Raw genomic sequence first — 14464 nt, 5'->3', positions numbered from 1 at the left:
CAGTTTTCAAAGATCAAACCTTCATATTCTTTTTCTTCATTTCAACACCGCATCTCAGCGGCGACTTAAATAATATATCATGTTTCCCAAGGCTTTGCAATACTTTTTTAAGATAATTTTTCAAGCATTTTCATTCTGCTTTGTGTTGCTAACTATCTCAGAAAAGACAGCTATAAGAATATATCATATTCTCCTGTTACTTAGCAACATCTTTTTTAATTTATTTTTCTATGCCCTCACCTCTAAACGAAAAGAGAAGACTGTCATTCCGTTTCCGAGGAATAACAGCCTTACTATTTTACATTTCTCTTTTGGGTCAATCAAAAGCTGATCTCACCTTCATGGAGTTTACCTCCACTTTTAATTCCGTTTTGTCAGTCCTTAATCCAGGGATTTTTGCGAGAGCGGGAACTACGGGCAGTGGAATAGGAAGCAGTTGTTACCGTCTTGCGAGAATTTTGATTTTTAGCAGTACCATTTTTACCTGAAACCTTGGCTTTGGATGTCTCTTCTTTGGCTGTATTGCCTGAGCTATCTTTCCCCTTGCCTTTACGCGCATTGCTATCTTTATGTTTGGGAGAAGAGTTAACTTCGTTTTGAGATCCAATATTCAGATTGTCGCCATTTCCCTGCGTTCCGGAGAAACCTGGTTCTGACTCCCTCTTCCCCTCCCGGCAGCCGCAGTCAGGCAAAAACATATAGGGAGTGGTATACCCCTCTAATGGATTCACAGGTGCATTCTCATGGGCGAACGGATGATGCGGGAGATTCGCGGATTGTTGCCCTTGTATCTGGCTATAGTCCGATACATACCCGCCCATAGGCAAGCTGTGATGGGGGGATCCCCATTCATGGCCCCACTGACTGCCTTGGACTGCACTCTCAGGATGTTGCGGGTAACCTTGATGGATAAATGGAGGATAGACAGGATAGGATGTATTCTCAGCCGCTTCGCAGCTTGGATGATACCCCGGGCACATGCAGTCCGGATAGACAGGATATGGTGTCGGTTGAACATTTATAGGCGCTGTTTGTACAGCTCCCCAACTCCATGGGTGCTCACAGTCTTGCTGATATCCCTGGTTGGGGGCTACCGAAGGGGTCCATTGCTCTACAAAGGAAGTATTTACTGGCGCATTCCCCCATGGCTGGGCAACCCCGATGCCTGGGTACCATGAGTTTGGTCCCATATTTGTTGGTGAGTTGTAATCATGCGTTGGCTGCTGCATCGGCCATTGGGAATTTGTCGTTGGCTCCAAGTTCGTGCAACCGCAAAATTTCTCAGTTACAGGCTTAAGTTCAACATTTGCAGGCAGCTGTGGTTTTGGTTGAACTGGTTGCGAGGCTATAGGTTGAGGAGGAGGTGGGTTTATGGGCGCTATCGGAATTTCGGGCAGTTTCAATTCAGGCAGCTTGGGAGCGTTCACTATTTCCTTAGGCTGGTTCACCTGCTCTTTAGGGATAGGTGTGTTGTCTGACTTGGGCTGAGTTAGCTCCGCTTTAGGTTGAGTCTGTTCCGTCTTGGTCTGGGGTAGGTTTTCGTTTTCATTATTTGCAGTTGGTGCTGCTGACTCTGATTCAGGCTTTGTTGACTCTTGCTTGACACCTGTGTTCTTCTTTTGATTCGAAGCAGGACTGTTTGCCTCGCCTTTGTATTGAGGAATATTGACGGTTTCCCCAACCAGTAGAGCATTCGGGTTTTTAAGTTGGGAATTAGCATCAATAATTAGCTTGAGTGGGACTCCCCATGCCTTGGACAACTTCCACAATGAATCACCCTGCTTGACTTTGTGCTGATAAACCGTTGATGGCTGTTCTTGCATCGCAACAGGGTCTGCCGGTATTTTGATTTTCTCGCCGATACTTAACTGATTCGGATCAGCCAATTGGGGATTGGCCGCAATCACTTTTTCCAGCGACACATTATATTTCTGGGCAAGCAAATACAGTGTGTCGCCTTTCTTAACGATGTGTATTTTCACAGGTCACAAACCTCCTAGACATTCGTTCGGGCAGGATAGGATAAACGCCCGGCTTCTGTTATTACATCCTATGCACTTCCCGGGCGAATGACCCCATACAAACAAAAAAATCCTCTCAACCGAATCCCCTTGCGGGCATCCAGTCAAAAGGATTCACTATTTTTAGTCCTGCCACACTTTATAGCCGTCTTGATCCACGATCTTGCGGAACTCGGCCAGTAGCTCCAAAGTCACCGGACCCGCAACGCCAGAACCAATCGTACGACCATCTACTTCATAAGCAGCAATAACTTCTGCTGCAGTTCCCGTAAAGAACACCTCATCAGCGACATACACATCATGCAGCGTAAAAGGCTGCTCCTTGAGCGCATATCCGAGCTCGGCGCACAAGTCGATAATAGCATTACGCGTGATACCCTCAAGCGCTCCCAGATAGCAAGGCGGCGTATACAATACTCCGTTTTTGACGATAAAAATATTGTCTGCGGAACCCTCTGTCACATATCCTTGGGAATTTAGCATAATAGCCTCGCCCACACCAGCGTAGTTAGACTGGATTTTCACCAGGATGTTGTTGAGGTAATTCAACGATTTGATTTTCGGATTCAAAGCATCTGGAATGTTGCGACGCTGAGAGACGGAAATCGTCTTTAGCCCGGTCAGATAAGCTTCCTCGGGGTAGATGGCGAGTTGCTCCACGATAATAATAACACTTGCTTTCGGACAGCGAAGAGGATCAAGCCCAAGATTTCCCGCACCACGCGATACAACCAGGCGAATGTATCCATTACGCATCTCGTTAAGACGGATTGTTTCCGCCATCGCTTCCAGCATTTCATCAGGAGACAGCGGAATGTTTAACTGAATTGATTTTGCAGAATCGTACAGACGATCCAAGTGCTCTTTGCATTTAAAAATATTACCGTTGTAAATTCGAATGCCTTCAAATATCCCGTCCCCGTATAAAAACCCATGATCATATACGGAAACCTTTGCATTTTCCTTAGTTACATGCTGTCCATCTAGATAAATCCATTGCTCTGCCATTAAGAACCGCACCTCCGATTATTGTTCTTCTAAAATAGGTTCGATCGCTGCTTCAACATACTTGTAGCTTGGATAGGAACCAAGGATACGCACGTGACATCCCAAAGCCTCAATCTCAGCAAATGCCGCGGGAAGCAGGACAGAATCTATGGATTCCAAAATTTCAATGTAAAAATAGTAGTTCCCCAGTTGCTTTTTGGTCGGGCGCGATTCAATCCGTGACAGATTCAACCTGCGCCATGCAAATGCAGATAATACCTGATGCAACCCTCCCGGAAAATCCTGCGGTGGTGTCACCAAAATACTGGTCCGTTGACCTTCAGGTTTACGCGGGAGGCTGATAGGCTGATGTCCGATCAGGACAAAGCGGGTAAAATTATTATCGTGATTGGTCACCTTGCTGGCCAAAATATCCAGTCCGTGCTTGGAAGCCGCAAGCTTGGTTCCCAAAGCAGCCCAGCCTTTACCCGGGTTATGTTTAACAATTTCGACGGCTTCCGCCGTACTTCCTGCACTCTCCAACTCAGCCTGAGCAGCTGTAGTCTGTATGAACTCCTTACACTGCGGAAGCGCCACGGGATGAGACATAATTTTGACCACTTTGCTCAAATCCAGCTCGCCCCGGTCATTGGTAAATTCACTGCGATATCCAATGAGGTTTTGAATAGAAGGGTACACCCATTCCGCTTGCATCTGAATGTCCACCTCATGTACAAGCAAATCCATATGCAGACTTACAGAGCCATCAATTGTATTCTCAATCGGAATTACACTGTAGTCAGCCTTTCCCTTGTCCACAGCCTGAAATACATCTGCTATATACTTATAAAATAGCAATTCACAGGGCGTATCCCCTATCAAATACCGAATCGCTTCATGGGAAACCGTTCCCTCCGGAAGAAGTGCAATTCGTTTCATATCGTAACTTCCCCTTTGATCATGTCCATAAAAGGAATCTCTTTCTCATCTGTATATACTTTAACGCCTTCGTTCTCTGGGCGCAATTTTAAAACAGATGCAGTGATTCCTTCCTTGCTCATCGTTTCGGTTAAATACTGTTCCAGTTCCGCTCTCCGGTTTTCCCGGCGATCCGCCAATGCCAGCAATGTCGGTCCAGCTCCGCTGAGAGCCACCCCCAAAGCACCATAATGATGCGCTTCCTGCAAAATCTCCGTCATACCCGGTACAAGCGCCGCCCGATAAGGCTGGTGAAGCCGATCCTGCATCGCCTCGGCGATCAAATCAGTTCGGCCAGATGCCAATGCCGCTACGAGCATCGAAGCATGGCTCACATTGTATACGGCATCTTTCAAGGATACATGCGCGGGTAGAACCTCTCTGGCCTTGGAGGTAGACAATTGGAAATCTGGAATGACTACCAAAACCTCCAGATTTTCATCCGGCTCAAGCCGTAAATGCTTGGCATGTTTGCCATCCCACATCGCTGTAATAATGCCGCCAAACAAGGAGGCTCCCACATTGTCAGGATGCTTTTCAATAGCACTTGCCATGTCAAACAGCTTGGAATCTGACAGAGGTGAGCCAATCAGCGTATTTGCAGCTACAAGCGCACCCACAATCGCTGAAGCACTACTGCCTAAACCACGGGTAAGTGGAATATCCGAATACATTGAAATATCCAGCTCAGGAACTAGTACTCCAGCCTCCTGAAAAACCATTTGTGCTACTTTATAAATCAGATTCGTTTTATCCCAGGGTATGCCGTTCATTTCGTTCCCGTATAAATGGAAAGCCGTCTGTCTGGCTTCTTTCAATTCAACCCATGCATACAAGGACAACGCCATGCCCAATGTATCAAAACCGGGGCCTAAATTGGCGGTACTTGCAGGCACACGCACTCTTGCCGTTTTTAAAACAGTCATACAAGCAATTCCTCCTGCTTTTTTGAACTATCCCTCAACTCGATACACACTCTTGATACGGCGAATGACATCCAGAGATTCAAAATGCTCCAGAACCTTTTTCATACTCGCCTTACTAGCCAAATGGGTAACGATAATAATTTCAGCATCTGGATTGACCTCATTCGGCTGCTGCACCACAGATGCCAGACTGACGTCGAATTCAGCAAATACCTGTGTAATCTGCGCCAATACTCCAGCCTTATCATCTACATGCAGAAGTACGAAGTTTTTGAAATACACATCCTCGTCACTGCTGATTTTTTTAGGGTTATAAGGTACGATGGCCTTAAGCCCATTCACGCCGAGCTTGAGGTTCTTCACTACAGCCACCAGATCGGCCACAACCGATGTTGCTGTCGGCATTTCTCCTGCGCCCGCACCGTAGAACATGGTTTCACCCACGGCTTCACCGTGTACATAAACCGCGTTGAATACCCCATTCACCGAGGCCAAAGGATGCTGCTTGCGTACCATCGTCGGCTGAACATTGATCGTAAATTCATCACCCTGACGCTCCGCAATGCCAAGCAGCTTCATTTCATAGCCCAGTGTTTTGGCAAAGGCGATATCTTCACTGGATACTTTTGTAATACCAGTAACGCTTACGTCCTTAAGCTCTACATCCGTACGGAAGCCGAGCGTACCGAGGATAGCCATTTTACGGGCAGCATCCAGCCCCTCCACGTCTGAAGTCGGATCAGATTCCGCGTATCCAAGCTCCTGCGCTTCCTTGAGAACTTCTTCGTAAGAAGCCCCCTCCTGACTCATTTTGGTTAAAATGAAGTTAGTTGTACCGTTCACAATCCCCATAATACGAGTAATGCGGTCGGAGGAGAAGCCTTCAATCAACGTCCGAATAATCGGAATACCGCCCGCTACACTAGCTTCATAAAAAATATCGCACTGCTTTTCCTGCGCCTGCGCCAGCACTTCAGAGCCGTGCAGAGCCATTAAGTCCTTGTTCGCTGTTACGATATGCTTACCGCGCTCCAGCGCTTCCAGAATGTACTTCTTCGTCTGATCCACGCCACCCATGACTTCGATAATAACATCAATCTCGGGATCACGTATGACCTCCCACGGGTCCTCTGTAAGCTTGGTGGGATCTACTTCAATGGAACGATACTTCTCTATATTTTTCACAGCTATTTTCTCAATAATGATCGGCGAACCAACTTGTCTGCTCAAATCTTCCTGATTTCCTTCCACGATTCGAACGACTCCCGTTCCTACCGTTCCTAACCCTAACAATCCTACTTTGACCGGTTTCATCCATTCCCCTCCTGCTAACTTATATCTGATGAGCTTTATAGCTCTTAACCTTGCCCGATCAGGCGAACGCGCTTAACACCGGATATAGTCTCCAGGCCCTCCAGCAGAACCCCTAGTTCTTCACTGAGTCTGGACATTTCTACCGAAATGACTACGTTAGCTCTGCCTTGCAGCGGGATGCTCTGCTGGATCGTTAGCACATTGCCTCCGTAATCTGCCACCCTGCCAAGCACTCTGGACAGCATGCCCGATTGATGCTCCAAATCAATGGAGATATTGACAATTCGCTCACGCTCCAACTGGTTGACCAAATGAATGCCATCCTTATATTTATAAAAGGCACTTCGACTTAGCCCAACTTGCTCCACGGCGTCATGCACGGTTTTAACATCTCCCGAAGCAAGCAGCAGCTTGACCTGGATCGTCTTAACGATAGCTTCAGGCAAAATATCTTCCCGTACCAAGTAATAGCGCTCTTTCACGAACGTCCTCTCCTCAAAGACTTATGTTTTTGTATAGAGGACATTATATCGAAACTCCTGTCAATCGGCAAGCTAACGGTACAAAAAACGGCTACTGCCGTCTATAGGGTTTCCTATAGCGTAGTAACCGTCCATACTTCAGACAAGTATTTCATTTTTAATAATAGCTGCTGCCTTCCACAAATTCAAACTCGAAATCGGCAATGCGTACAAGCGTTCCATCAACGGCACCACGCTTGCGCAGCTCAGCATCCACACCCATGTGGCGCAATGTTCTTGCTAACTTTAAAATCGCATCATGAGAATTCAGCTGCATACGCTTCATCATGCGCTCGATTTTGACACTGTGCACCACGAATGTATCGTTTTCACGTACAATGGTGAAACCTTCATCCTCTGCCTTATCCAGCTTAAACACCTTACGTTCATTCACTTCCGCTACTTCCTCAACAACTGGCTCGTCCGGTATTTGATCCAACAAATCAGCAGCTCGATAGAGCAATTCCTTTACGCCTTGGCGTGTCAACGAGGAAATGGGCATAATTTCGAGATCTGGACGAACAGAAGCGATTTGCTCCTTGAATTGAGCCAGATTTTCTTCCGATTCTGGCATATCCATTTTATTCGCCGCCACAATTTGTGGACGCTCGGCTAATGTCGCGTTATATTGCTTTAATTCGTCGTTGATTTTAGTCCAATCCTCAAACGGATCACGACCCTCAGAACCCGCCATATCCACGACGTGAATAATAATACGTGTCCGTTCAATGTGCCGCAGAAATTCATGTCCCAATCCTATGCCTTCATGAGCTCCCTCAATCAATCCAGGCAGATCGGCCATAACAAAGTTGCGATGGTCTCCTACATCCACAACCCCCAAATTCGGGGTAATCGTTGTAAAGTGGTACGCGCCGATCTTTGGTTTTGCAGAGGAGACAACTGACAGCAATGTAGATTTCCCTACACTAGGGAAACCAACCAAGCCTACGTCGGCCATTACTTTAAGCTCAAGGGTAATATAACGTTCCTGTCCCTCTCCGCCGTTCTCAGCCAGCTCAGGCGCTGGATTGTTTGGTGTGGCAAAACGGATATTTCCGCGCCCCCCACGTCCTCCTTTGGCTACGATGACCTGCTGACCATGACGTGTCATATCTGCCACTACTTCACCCGTATCATCATCCATGATGACTGTACCCGGAGGTATGCGTACGATCATATGATCCGCATTGGCTCCATGCTGGCTTTTGTTGCGGCCTTTTTCTCCACGTTTAGCTTTAAAATGCCGCTGGTACCGAAAATCCATTAAGGTACGCAAGCCTTCATCGACGCGGAAGATCACATCTCCACCGTTACCTCCGTCACCGCCACCAGGGCCGCCTTCAGGAACATATTTCTCACGGCGAAACGCAATCAGCCCGTCACCACCGTCGCCGCCCTTAACAAAAATCTTCGCTTTATCTACAAACATGGTTACACCTTCCTTATGTCTGACACTGCATCCGAATTTGAAGCATTTCTCCCGTAGGAAGCTTCTCTGTTCGAATGCGTTCACTTCCGTGTCCGGATCTGACCTGCTTTAACAAATTCAAATCAGCAGGTACGTCACTACCTTCAAACCGGACGATAACATCATTCTGATCCATACCGAAATAAAGTGTCAATCTGCGCACTTCTCCCCAGGACGACCGGCCCCCGCCATATTGATACGCACGTACCGTTTCTATGACGGCCGAGGCAAGCGACTCGCCGTCTTCGGGAGACATGACAGCGTCCAACTTTAAATGCTCCTCAACCTGAACCATCAACTGTAAATTTCCGGCGTTCACGCGAAAAGATTGCAAATAAAACACCAGCGAGGGAATACCGAGCTTGGATATTTTACTTTCCTCTGCCACGCGCCCTTTTATTGTTTCCACATAAGCAGCCGATTTATCATGCTTATTCATACGAATATAGCCATAAAGCACCTGCAAGTCATTCATCCAGTCATGCCGGTGATGATTGAGAGCTGCGATAGCTGTACGCTCCAAAGAACGCAAAGCAGCTTTCCGCTCAGCTTCAACCTGTCTCTGTATATGCCACATGCTAAAACAGGCGGCAATAACAGACCACACGGCTAATATGATAATCGTTAGTGCTGCAGGATAGAGCAGTGAAAAAACCAAAGGAATCAGAATGGAAACCAACGCCAGATGAGGCGCTCTTATCCGCTGGAACATGGCTTCTCTCCGTTCTGCGATAATTAAAATGGATTAATAAAGAACCTTAATCCAGTATAGCACAGACTGACTTTCCAGTTCATTACCATCATACAAAAAAGCCTCCGACAAAATTGCCGGAGGTTTTTCAGCGTGTCTAAGCCGCTATTAAGCTTCTACGGTAGCTGCTACTGGAGCAACGTCGATCGGGTAGATGCTCACCTTTTTGCGATCACGGCCCCAACGTTCGAACTTCACAACGCCGTCCACTTTCGCGAACAGAGTGTCGTCCTTACCGATGCCCACGTTCGTGCCTGGGTGAATTTTCGTTCCGCGTTGACGAACCAAGATGCTACCACCAGTAACTGCTTGACCGTCAGCACGTTTCACGCCAAGACGTTTCGATTGACTGTCACGTCCGTTTTTTGTGGAACCTACACCTTTTTTCGATGCAAATAATTGAAGATCCAATGTCAATTTCAACATAATGTCTACCTCCTTCTTTGTTTATTTTCTATTTGAATATACTTACCGTATGATTCAGCAATGCTTGTCAGCATGATTACCATGGATTCCAGCAACAGTTGTACCTGTGCGTTCGTCTCATGATGAACTTCAGGGGGAAGATACGCGCTCAAAAAGCCGTTTTCCATTTCCGATTCCATATCAACGTTTGTAAGAGCTTCAATCGAATTGACCGTCCCTACAGTTACCGCTGATACGCCAGCACATACGATATCCTCGCCAGATTTGGCGTAATTCGCATGACCTCTAATAGAAAATCCCTGTATGCTGCCATCCTCCAGTCGTGTAATACGCACGATAATCACTTATCGCACCCTCTTACGCTTGGATTTTTCCAATCGTCACTTTCGTGTACGGTTGACGATGACCTTGCTTCACATGGTAATTCTTTTTAGGTTTGTATTTGTATACAATGACCTTTTGGCCTTGACCATGTTTCTCAACTGTAGCTGTTACAGTAGCTCCGGAAAGAAGCGGTGTACCTGTAGTCAAGCCATTGTCGCTAGATACTGCCAGAACACGGTTGAACGTTACAGTTTCACCATCGGTAGCTTCCAACTTCTCAATGAACAATACATCGCCCTCTTGAACTTTGTATTGCTTACCACCTGTTTCAATAATTGCGTACATTTGCTTGCACCTCCTTATGTCTCAGACTCGCCTAATCGCAGGTGACAACCTCCCTGAGGATGCTGTACTTCAGTACCTGATTGGAGCGGTTACAGCATGTGCAGCCAATCTTACGCATGACACATACTAAAATATTGTAGCATAAGCTTCGTCCACATTCAACCTCTAGTTTAAAATGATTTCGGAAACGCAGCACCTTATAAAATCGTCTTCTCTTCACGTACCTTTTTTCGAGTCATTTCCAAAAGCCCTAGCCGTGTCCAGCCAACGACATATGATTTGGTTCGGTCTTTTTTCAGCCTAGACTCCAGCATAGAGGACACTTCACGTCGGTTCTCCTCTTGTTCCATATCAATAAAATCAATGACGATAATGCCCCCGATATCACGCACACGCACCAATCGGGCAATCTCTTCAGCCGCTTCGATGTTAGTCCGGGTCACCGTCTCTTCCAGATTGCTGCCCCCCGTAAATTTCCCTGTGTTCACATCAATGACAGTCAGTGCCTCTGTATGGTCGATGATGATATATCCGCCGCCCTGAAGCCATACTTTTCGCGCAAAATCACGTTCCATTTGCTCATGGATGCCATAGGCTTTAAATATGGTCTCTTCTACACCACGAAATATACGCACATGAGCTTTCTGCGGACTGATTTGACGTAGTAATATTTCCGCTTCCTTTGCCTGTTCCTCACTGTCAATAATCAGCTCATCCTGCTCCGGTGTAAACACATCCCGAATCAAACGCTGGACGATGCTCAAATCCCGGTGCAGCTCACATGGAGCCGAGTGTTCAGCAGCTTTACGCTGAATGATTTCCCATTGCTGACGCAACTGGTTCAGGTCATTTTCAATCGCTTCTCTGCTCATTTCCTCCGAAACTGTACGGATAATGACTCCTTCTTCACCTGTTCGAAGCTGCTCTCCCATCGCTTTCAGACGAGCCCGTTCTCCCTCACGCTCGATCTTTTTGGATACAGCTACATAATCGGCGCGAGGCATGTATACAATCCAGCGACCTGGAAGTGAAAAATGAGTGGTTACTCTAGCCCCTTTGCTACCCACGGCCTCTTTCAGTACCTGTACTACAATTTCCTGTCCCACCTTCAACAGCTCGGAAATGGATGGCTTCACCTCAGGTTGCTTGTCCAAATGGGCGTGAAGTACGTCATCCACATATAAAAAGGCATTCTTTCGCTGTCCAATATCAACAAAGGCGGCTTGCATTCCCGGCAGTATATTGACGACTCTAGCTTTGAAAAAGGATCCCAGAATTCCCCGCTTTCGCGGCAATTCAGCTGCATATTCTACCAATCGTCCCTCTTCTAACAGTGCCATTTGGGTCATCTGCTGCTGGCATTGTACAATCATTTGCTTCATGGTTTTTCAACCTCTCTCGATACAGCCTCTTTCCTCAATCCATAAAAACTTCTAACTTTTCTATTTAGGCTTAGATTTTCCGCCATCTGACGGACGCGTTGCAAAATAAGACCGAATAAGGCGTTGCTCTGGCAATACGGCTACAATCCGTCCCTGCTCATTCATGACATAAACCATATGGTATCGGTCCCTCTTGAAAAGACGCAAAACAGGCTCCAAATGTTTCATAGGCAAGGATACAATTGGCAAGGCAATACTTCCCTTGGCCGCCTCGCGGTAAAAGAGCTCGTCCCTTCCCAGCAAAAAGCGTATAAAACGATAGGGGATATTACGATAATCCACAATATTAGAATAAAGCAAAAAAATCCCTACCGCCAGCAGATTTAAATGCACAGGTCCACTTTGCCTTAATAACGGTGAAATGCCATAGATACAAAATAGCAGGCTGGTCACGATGCTGGCTCGAAAAGTCCAAACTAGAGTACGGTGATATGGGATAAATAAGCTCAGCAGCGCCTGCATTATTTTCCCGCCATCCAGTGGTAAAATCGGGAGCAGATTGAACAGTGCAATAACGGCATTTGCCTGAATCATGTAATTTATATATTCATGCCCCCCCCCGCTCACATTTCTAAGCAATAGAAGGATGACAATCATAATTCCGTTTTGCAAAGGGCCAGCCAACGCAATGACAATCTCCTTCCACGCGTTGAGCTTCCCCTGATCGTCAATGACGGCCACTCCTCCAAAGGGTAGCATTTGTATGGTCAGTACTCGCGCCCCCAACAACGTGGCAGTTGTCGCATGTCCCAGCTCATGAATGAATACTAGTGTAAACAAAGTCATGATCTCGATAAAATGTCCTGTCAAAACAGAGCTTAGCATCACCAGTACGAACAGTGGATGCAGAGACAAAGTCACACCCCGGACATTAATCAAGGGCTACCACTTCCGCCGGATCAATATACTGATCTCCTCTCTGCACCGCAAAAAACAGAGTCGCCGTCTCACTGCCGCTATGGCCTGCTGGCAGCACACCGACCTCGTCCCCCTCCTGGACCCAATCATTTACCTTTAAGGTAGAGCGAGATAGACGTCCGTACATTACCGTAATACCGCCTGTGTGACGAATCGTAATTGTAATTCCACTTTCCGGGTGATTAAATATGTCCAGCACACGTCCAGCATCTATACTTTTGACAGCGATTGCCCCATTACCAGCAGCATTGGGTGCAATTTCCACTCCTTTGAGACTTAGCGCAAATGGCTGTGTTATATTCCCTTGAATTGGCGGCGAGCCTTTGCGGACTGCATTCACCTTGTGTGTTTCAGGCTCCTCTCCAAAGATCGGTAAAAAGGACGGGGCCCCATCAAAATAAGTTTCATACCATTGTCCGGCAGCTGCAAAATCCATATCCTTATTTAAGGCATCCGCGATAAACATTCTCAAATTGACGGCATAGGGAACATCCCAGCGAAATAATCCCCACACCAACCCAAATAGCATTGTAGCGAACACAGATCTGCGCCAAAAAGAAACCCAAAAAGACGGACGCCGGTTCTCCCCAAAAGATTGCTGCCAGCGTTGTCGTTCATTTTTCCATTCGGTTTCCGGGTCTCTGGGCCGGTTGGTACTGACTGCTGGCATCGGCTTCATTCCCTTGTTCCTGTACCTGTCCTGATTCATGCCTGAGGAATACTCTTCCGCTTTGTTTCTCGCGATCAGCTGCTGTATGCGTTCTTCTCTGCGCTGCTTGATTCCGGAGTTTTTATTCATCCTGTTCCAGCCCCCCAGCGAGGTATGTTTGGTACATCTTATGAGGACGGGCTTCAACTTATGTTGTCCGATTCGGGATTACGTATCTGAAAATGAAAAAATCCGACGCAAGCGCACCGGATGGTCTGTAAATATATGGCGGTTATGTAGTGAGTCTGAAATTAAGATTCAGGATTTATAGAAGTTTAAAAAGACAAACCAAAAACACTTAAATAAGTTCATTACTTATTTAAGTGTTCATTATTAAGATGAAGGGACTACGCGGCTTAAAAAAGCCTGCAATTCTTCATAGGAATCTTTCCTCTACATCCATACTCTTACTTAAAACAGTGTAGGAATTTTGTAGGCAGTAGCGAAGCGGTGATTTGAATCTGAAGAAGCGAAGCGATCGTAAGATCAAATCACACGCGGAGCCGTCTCCCAGCCATAACTCACCGTTTTCTTCATCCACCCATACCAAAAAATTTCTTAAACCGAGTCATCACACTTTTCTTCTGATCCAACTGCATGAGTGGCACTGTGTCACCCAAAATCCGTCTAGCAATGTTACGGTAGGCAATCGCGGCCTGTGAATCCGGATTCATGACGGTAGGCTCTCCTGTATTGGCTGACTTGATCACCATTTCATCATCCGGTACAATCCCAATGAGATCTATGCTAAGCACTTGTAAAATGCCGTCAATATCCAGCATATCCCCGGATTTGACCATGCTGTTACGGATACGGTTAACCACCAGTTTTGGTGAGATCACATGCGAGCTTTCCAGCAATCCGATAACCCGGTCAGCATCACGCACAGCAGCGTTTTCCGGTGTCGTTACGACAATGGCCTGATCCGCTCCGGCAATAGCATTTTTGAAGCCTTGCTCAATACCCGCAGGACAGTCAATCAATATATATTCAAAATCCTTTTTAAGCTCCAAAATAATATCCTTAACCTGCTCCGGCGTTACGGCACTCTTATCCTTGGTTTGAGCAGCAGGCAGCATATACAACTCCTCAAAGCGCTTATCCTTGACCAAGGCTTGATTTAAACGGCAACGACCTTCGGCTACATCGACCAGATCATAAATAATCCGGTTTTCCAGACCCATAACAACATCCAGATTACGCAAGCCGATATCCGTATCCACCAAGCACACCTTTTTGCCGAGCAGTGCCAGCGCTGTTCCTATATTGGCTGACGTCGTCGTTTTGCCGACGCCGCCTTTTCCTGAAGTGACGACGATAGCCTCTCCCATGTG

The 14464-nt window shown here is 46.7% G+C and carries 15 protein-coding genes and 1 other annotated feature; all 15 genes read right to left on the bottom strand.

Annotated elements, in window-relative coordinates; translation table 11 throughout:
* Positions 1-374: 374 nt before the first annotated feature.
* Complete coding sequence (locus ACIFQM_RS14020; protein WP_430044282.1) at positions 375-1982, bottom strand: LysM peptidoglycan-binding domain-containing protein; 1608 nt, start codon at positions 1980-1982, stop codon at positions 375-377.
* Positions 1983-2144: 162 nt separating this feature from the next.
* Positions 2145-3029, bottom strand: a complete 885-nt coding sequence (gene ilvE / locus ACIFQM_RS14015; RefSeq protein WP_014277575.1) for a branched-chain-amino-acid transaminase — start codon at positions 3027-3029, stop codon at positions 2145-2147.
* A gap of 18 nt (positions 3030-3047) precedes the next feature.
* A complete protein-coding gene (gene pheA / locus ACIFQM_RS14010; protein WP_430044280.1) occupies positions 3048-3947 on the bottom strand; it encodes a prephenate dehydratase in 900 nt (299 codons plus the stop codon).
* Positions 3944-4912 carry a homoserine kinase gene (gene thrB / locus ACIFQM_RS14005; protein ID WP_430044279.1) on the bottom strand — a complete coding sequence of 323 codons (969 nt, stop codon included), beginning with the start codon at positions 4910-4912 and terminating at the stop codon, positions 3944-3946. The genes pheA and thrB overlap by 4 nt, the downstream gene beginning before the upstream one ends.
* A gap of 27 nt (positions 4913-4939) precedes the next feature.
* Complete coding sequence (locus ACIFQM_RS14000; protein WP_430044277.1) at positions 4940-6226, bottom strand: homoserine dehydrogenase; 1287 nt, start codon at positions 6224-6226, stop codon at positions 4940-4942.
* Positions 6227-6270: 44 nt separating this feature from the next.
* Positions 6271-6708, bottom strand: a complete 438-nt coding sequence (locus ACIFQM_RS13995; protein WP_007431685.1) for an ACT domain-containing protein — start codon at positions 6706-6708, stop codon at positions 6271-6273.
* A gap of 157 nt (positions 6709-6865) precedes the next feature.
* Complete coding sequence (gene obgE, locus ACIFQM_RS13990) at positions 6866-8176, bottom strand: GTPase ObgE (protein WP_430044274.1); 1311 nt, start codon at positions 8174-8176, stop codon at positions 6866-6868.
* 13 nt (positions 8177-8189) lie between these two features.
* A complete protein-coding gene (locus ACIFQM_RS13985) occupies positions 8190-8927 on the bottom strand; it encodes a Spo0B domain-containing protein (protein WP_430044272.1) in 738 nt (245 codons plus the stop codon).
* Between the two features lie 147 nt (positions 8928-9074).
* Entirely contained in the window at positions 9075-9392 is a 318-nt protein-coding gene (gene rpmA, locus ACIFQM_RS13980) for a 50S ribosomal protein L27 (protein ID WP_014277581.1), read from the bottom strand.
* Between the two features lie 5 nt (positions 9393-9397).
* Positions 9398-9736, bottom strand: coding sequence for a ribosomal-processing cysteine protease Prp (locus ACIFQM_RS13975; RefSeq protein WP_430065696.1), 339 nt, complete (start codon positions 9734-9736; stop codon positions 9398-9400).
* A 13-nt stretch (positions 9737-9749) separates the two neighbouring features.
* Positions 9750-10061 (bottom strand): 50S ribosomal protein L21, encoded by a 312-nt coding sequence (gene rplU / locus ACIFQM_RS13970; RefSeq protein WP_014277583.1) that lies wholly within the window; start codon positions 10059-10061, stop codon positions 9750-9752.
* A gap of 13 nt (positions 10062-10074) precedes the next feature.
* Positions 10075-10162, bottom strand: a sequence feature (ribosomal protein L21 leader region).
* A gap of 96 nt (positions 10163-10258) precedes the next feature.
* The gene (locus tag ACIFQM_RS13965; RefSeq protein ID WP_430044269.1) at positions 10259-11443 is read right to left on the bottom strand and encodes an Rne/Rng family ribonuclease; all 1185 of its coding nucleotides are present in this window, start codon (positions 11441-11443) and stop codon (positions 10259-10261) included.
* Positions 11444-11503: 60 nt separating this feature from the next.
* Complete coding sequence (locus tag ACIFQM_RS13960; protein WP_430044267.1) at positions 11504-12382, bottom strand: M50 family metallopeptidase; 879 nt, start codon at positions 12380-12382, stop codon at positions 11504-11506.
* The gene (locus tag ACIFQM_RS13955) at positions 12375-13220 is read right to left on the bottom strand and encodes a peptidoglycan DD-metalloendopeptidase family protein (RefSeq protein WP_430048331.1); all 846 of its coding nucleotides are present in this window, start codon (positions 13218-13220) and stop codon (positions 12375-12377) included. Before ACIFQM_RS13955 ends, ACIFQM_RS13960 begins: the two co-directional genes overlap by 8 nt.
* 443 nt (positions 13221-13663) lie before the next feature.
* Positions 13664-14461, bottom strand: a complete 798-nt coding sequence (minD, locus tag ACIFQM_RS13950) for a septum site-determining protein MinD (protein WP_014277587.1) — start codon at positions 14459-14461, stop codon at positions 13664-13666.
* Between the last annotated feature and the right edge of the window lie 3 nt (positions 14462-14464).

This window comes from Paenibacillus sp. NRS-1782 (genome assembly GCF_050467685.1).
GTDB lineage: Bacteria > Bacillota > Bacilli > Paenibacillales > Paenibacillaceae > Paenibacillus > Paenibacillus terrae_A.
The sequence above is the reverse complement of the archived record's forward strand: the minus strand, read 5'-3'. Positions and strand labels throughout refer to the sequence as shown.

Excerpts from the sequence above, each read along its gene's own strand:
- pheA (WP_430044280.1), bottom strand. The coding sequence starts at position 3,947 with ATGAAACGAATTGCACTTCTTCCGGAGGGAACGGTTTCCCATGAAGCG.
- thrB (WP_430044279.1), bottom strand. The coding sequence starts at position 4,912 with ATGACTGTTTTAAAAACGGCAAGAGTGCGTGTGCCTGCAAGTACCGCC.
- ACIFQM_RS14000 (WP_430044277.1), bottom strand. The coding sequence starts at position 6,226 with ATGAAACCGGTCAAAGTAGGATTGTTAGGGTTAGGAACGGTAGGAACG.
- ACIFQM_RS13955 (WP_430048331.1), bottom strand. The coding sequence starts at position 13,220 with ATGAATAAAAACTCCGGAATCAAGCAGCGCAGAGAAGAACGCATACAG.
- ACIFQM_RS13965 (WP_430044269.1), bottom strand. The coding sequence starts at position 11,443 with ATGAAGCAAATGATTGTACAATGCCAGCAGCAGATGACCCAAATGGCA.
- ACIFQM_RS13985 (WP_430044272.1), bottom strand. The coding sequence starts at position 8,927 with ATGTTCCAGCGGATAAGAGCGCCTCATCTGGCGTTGGTTTCCATTCTG.
- minD (WP_014277587.1), bottom strand. The coding sequence starts at position 14,461 with ATGGGAGAGGCTATCGTCGTCACTTCAGGAAAAGGCGGCGTCGGCAAA.
- obgE (WP_430044274.1), bottom strand. The coding sequence starts at position 8,176 with ATGTTTGTAGATAAAGCGAAGATTTTTGTTAAGGGCGGCGACGGTGGT.
- ilvE (WP_014277575.1), bottom strand. The coding sequence starts at position 3,029 with ATGGCAGAGCAATGGATTTATCTAGATGGACAGCATGTAACTAAGGAA.
- rplU (WP_014277583.1), bottom strand. The coding sequence starts at position 10,061 with ATGTACGCAATTATTGAAACAGGTGGTAAGCAATACAAAGTTCAAGAG.
- rpmA (WP_014277581.1), bottom strand. The coding sequence starts at position 9,392 with ATGTTGAAATTGACATTGGATCTTCAATTATTTGCATCGAAAAAAGGT.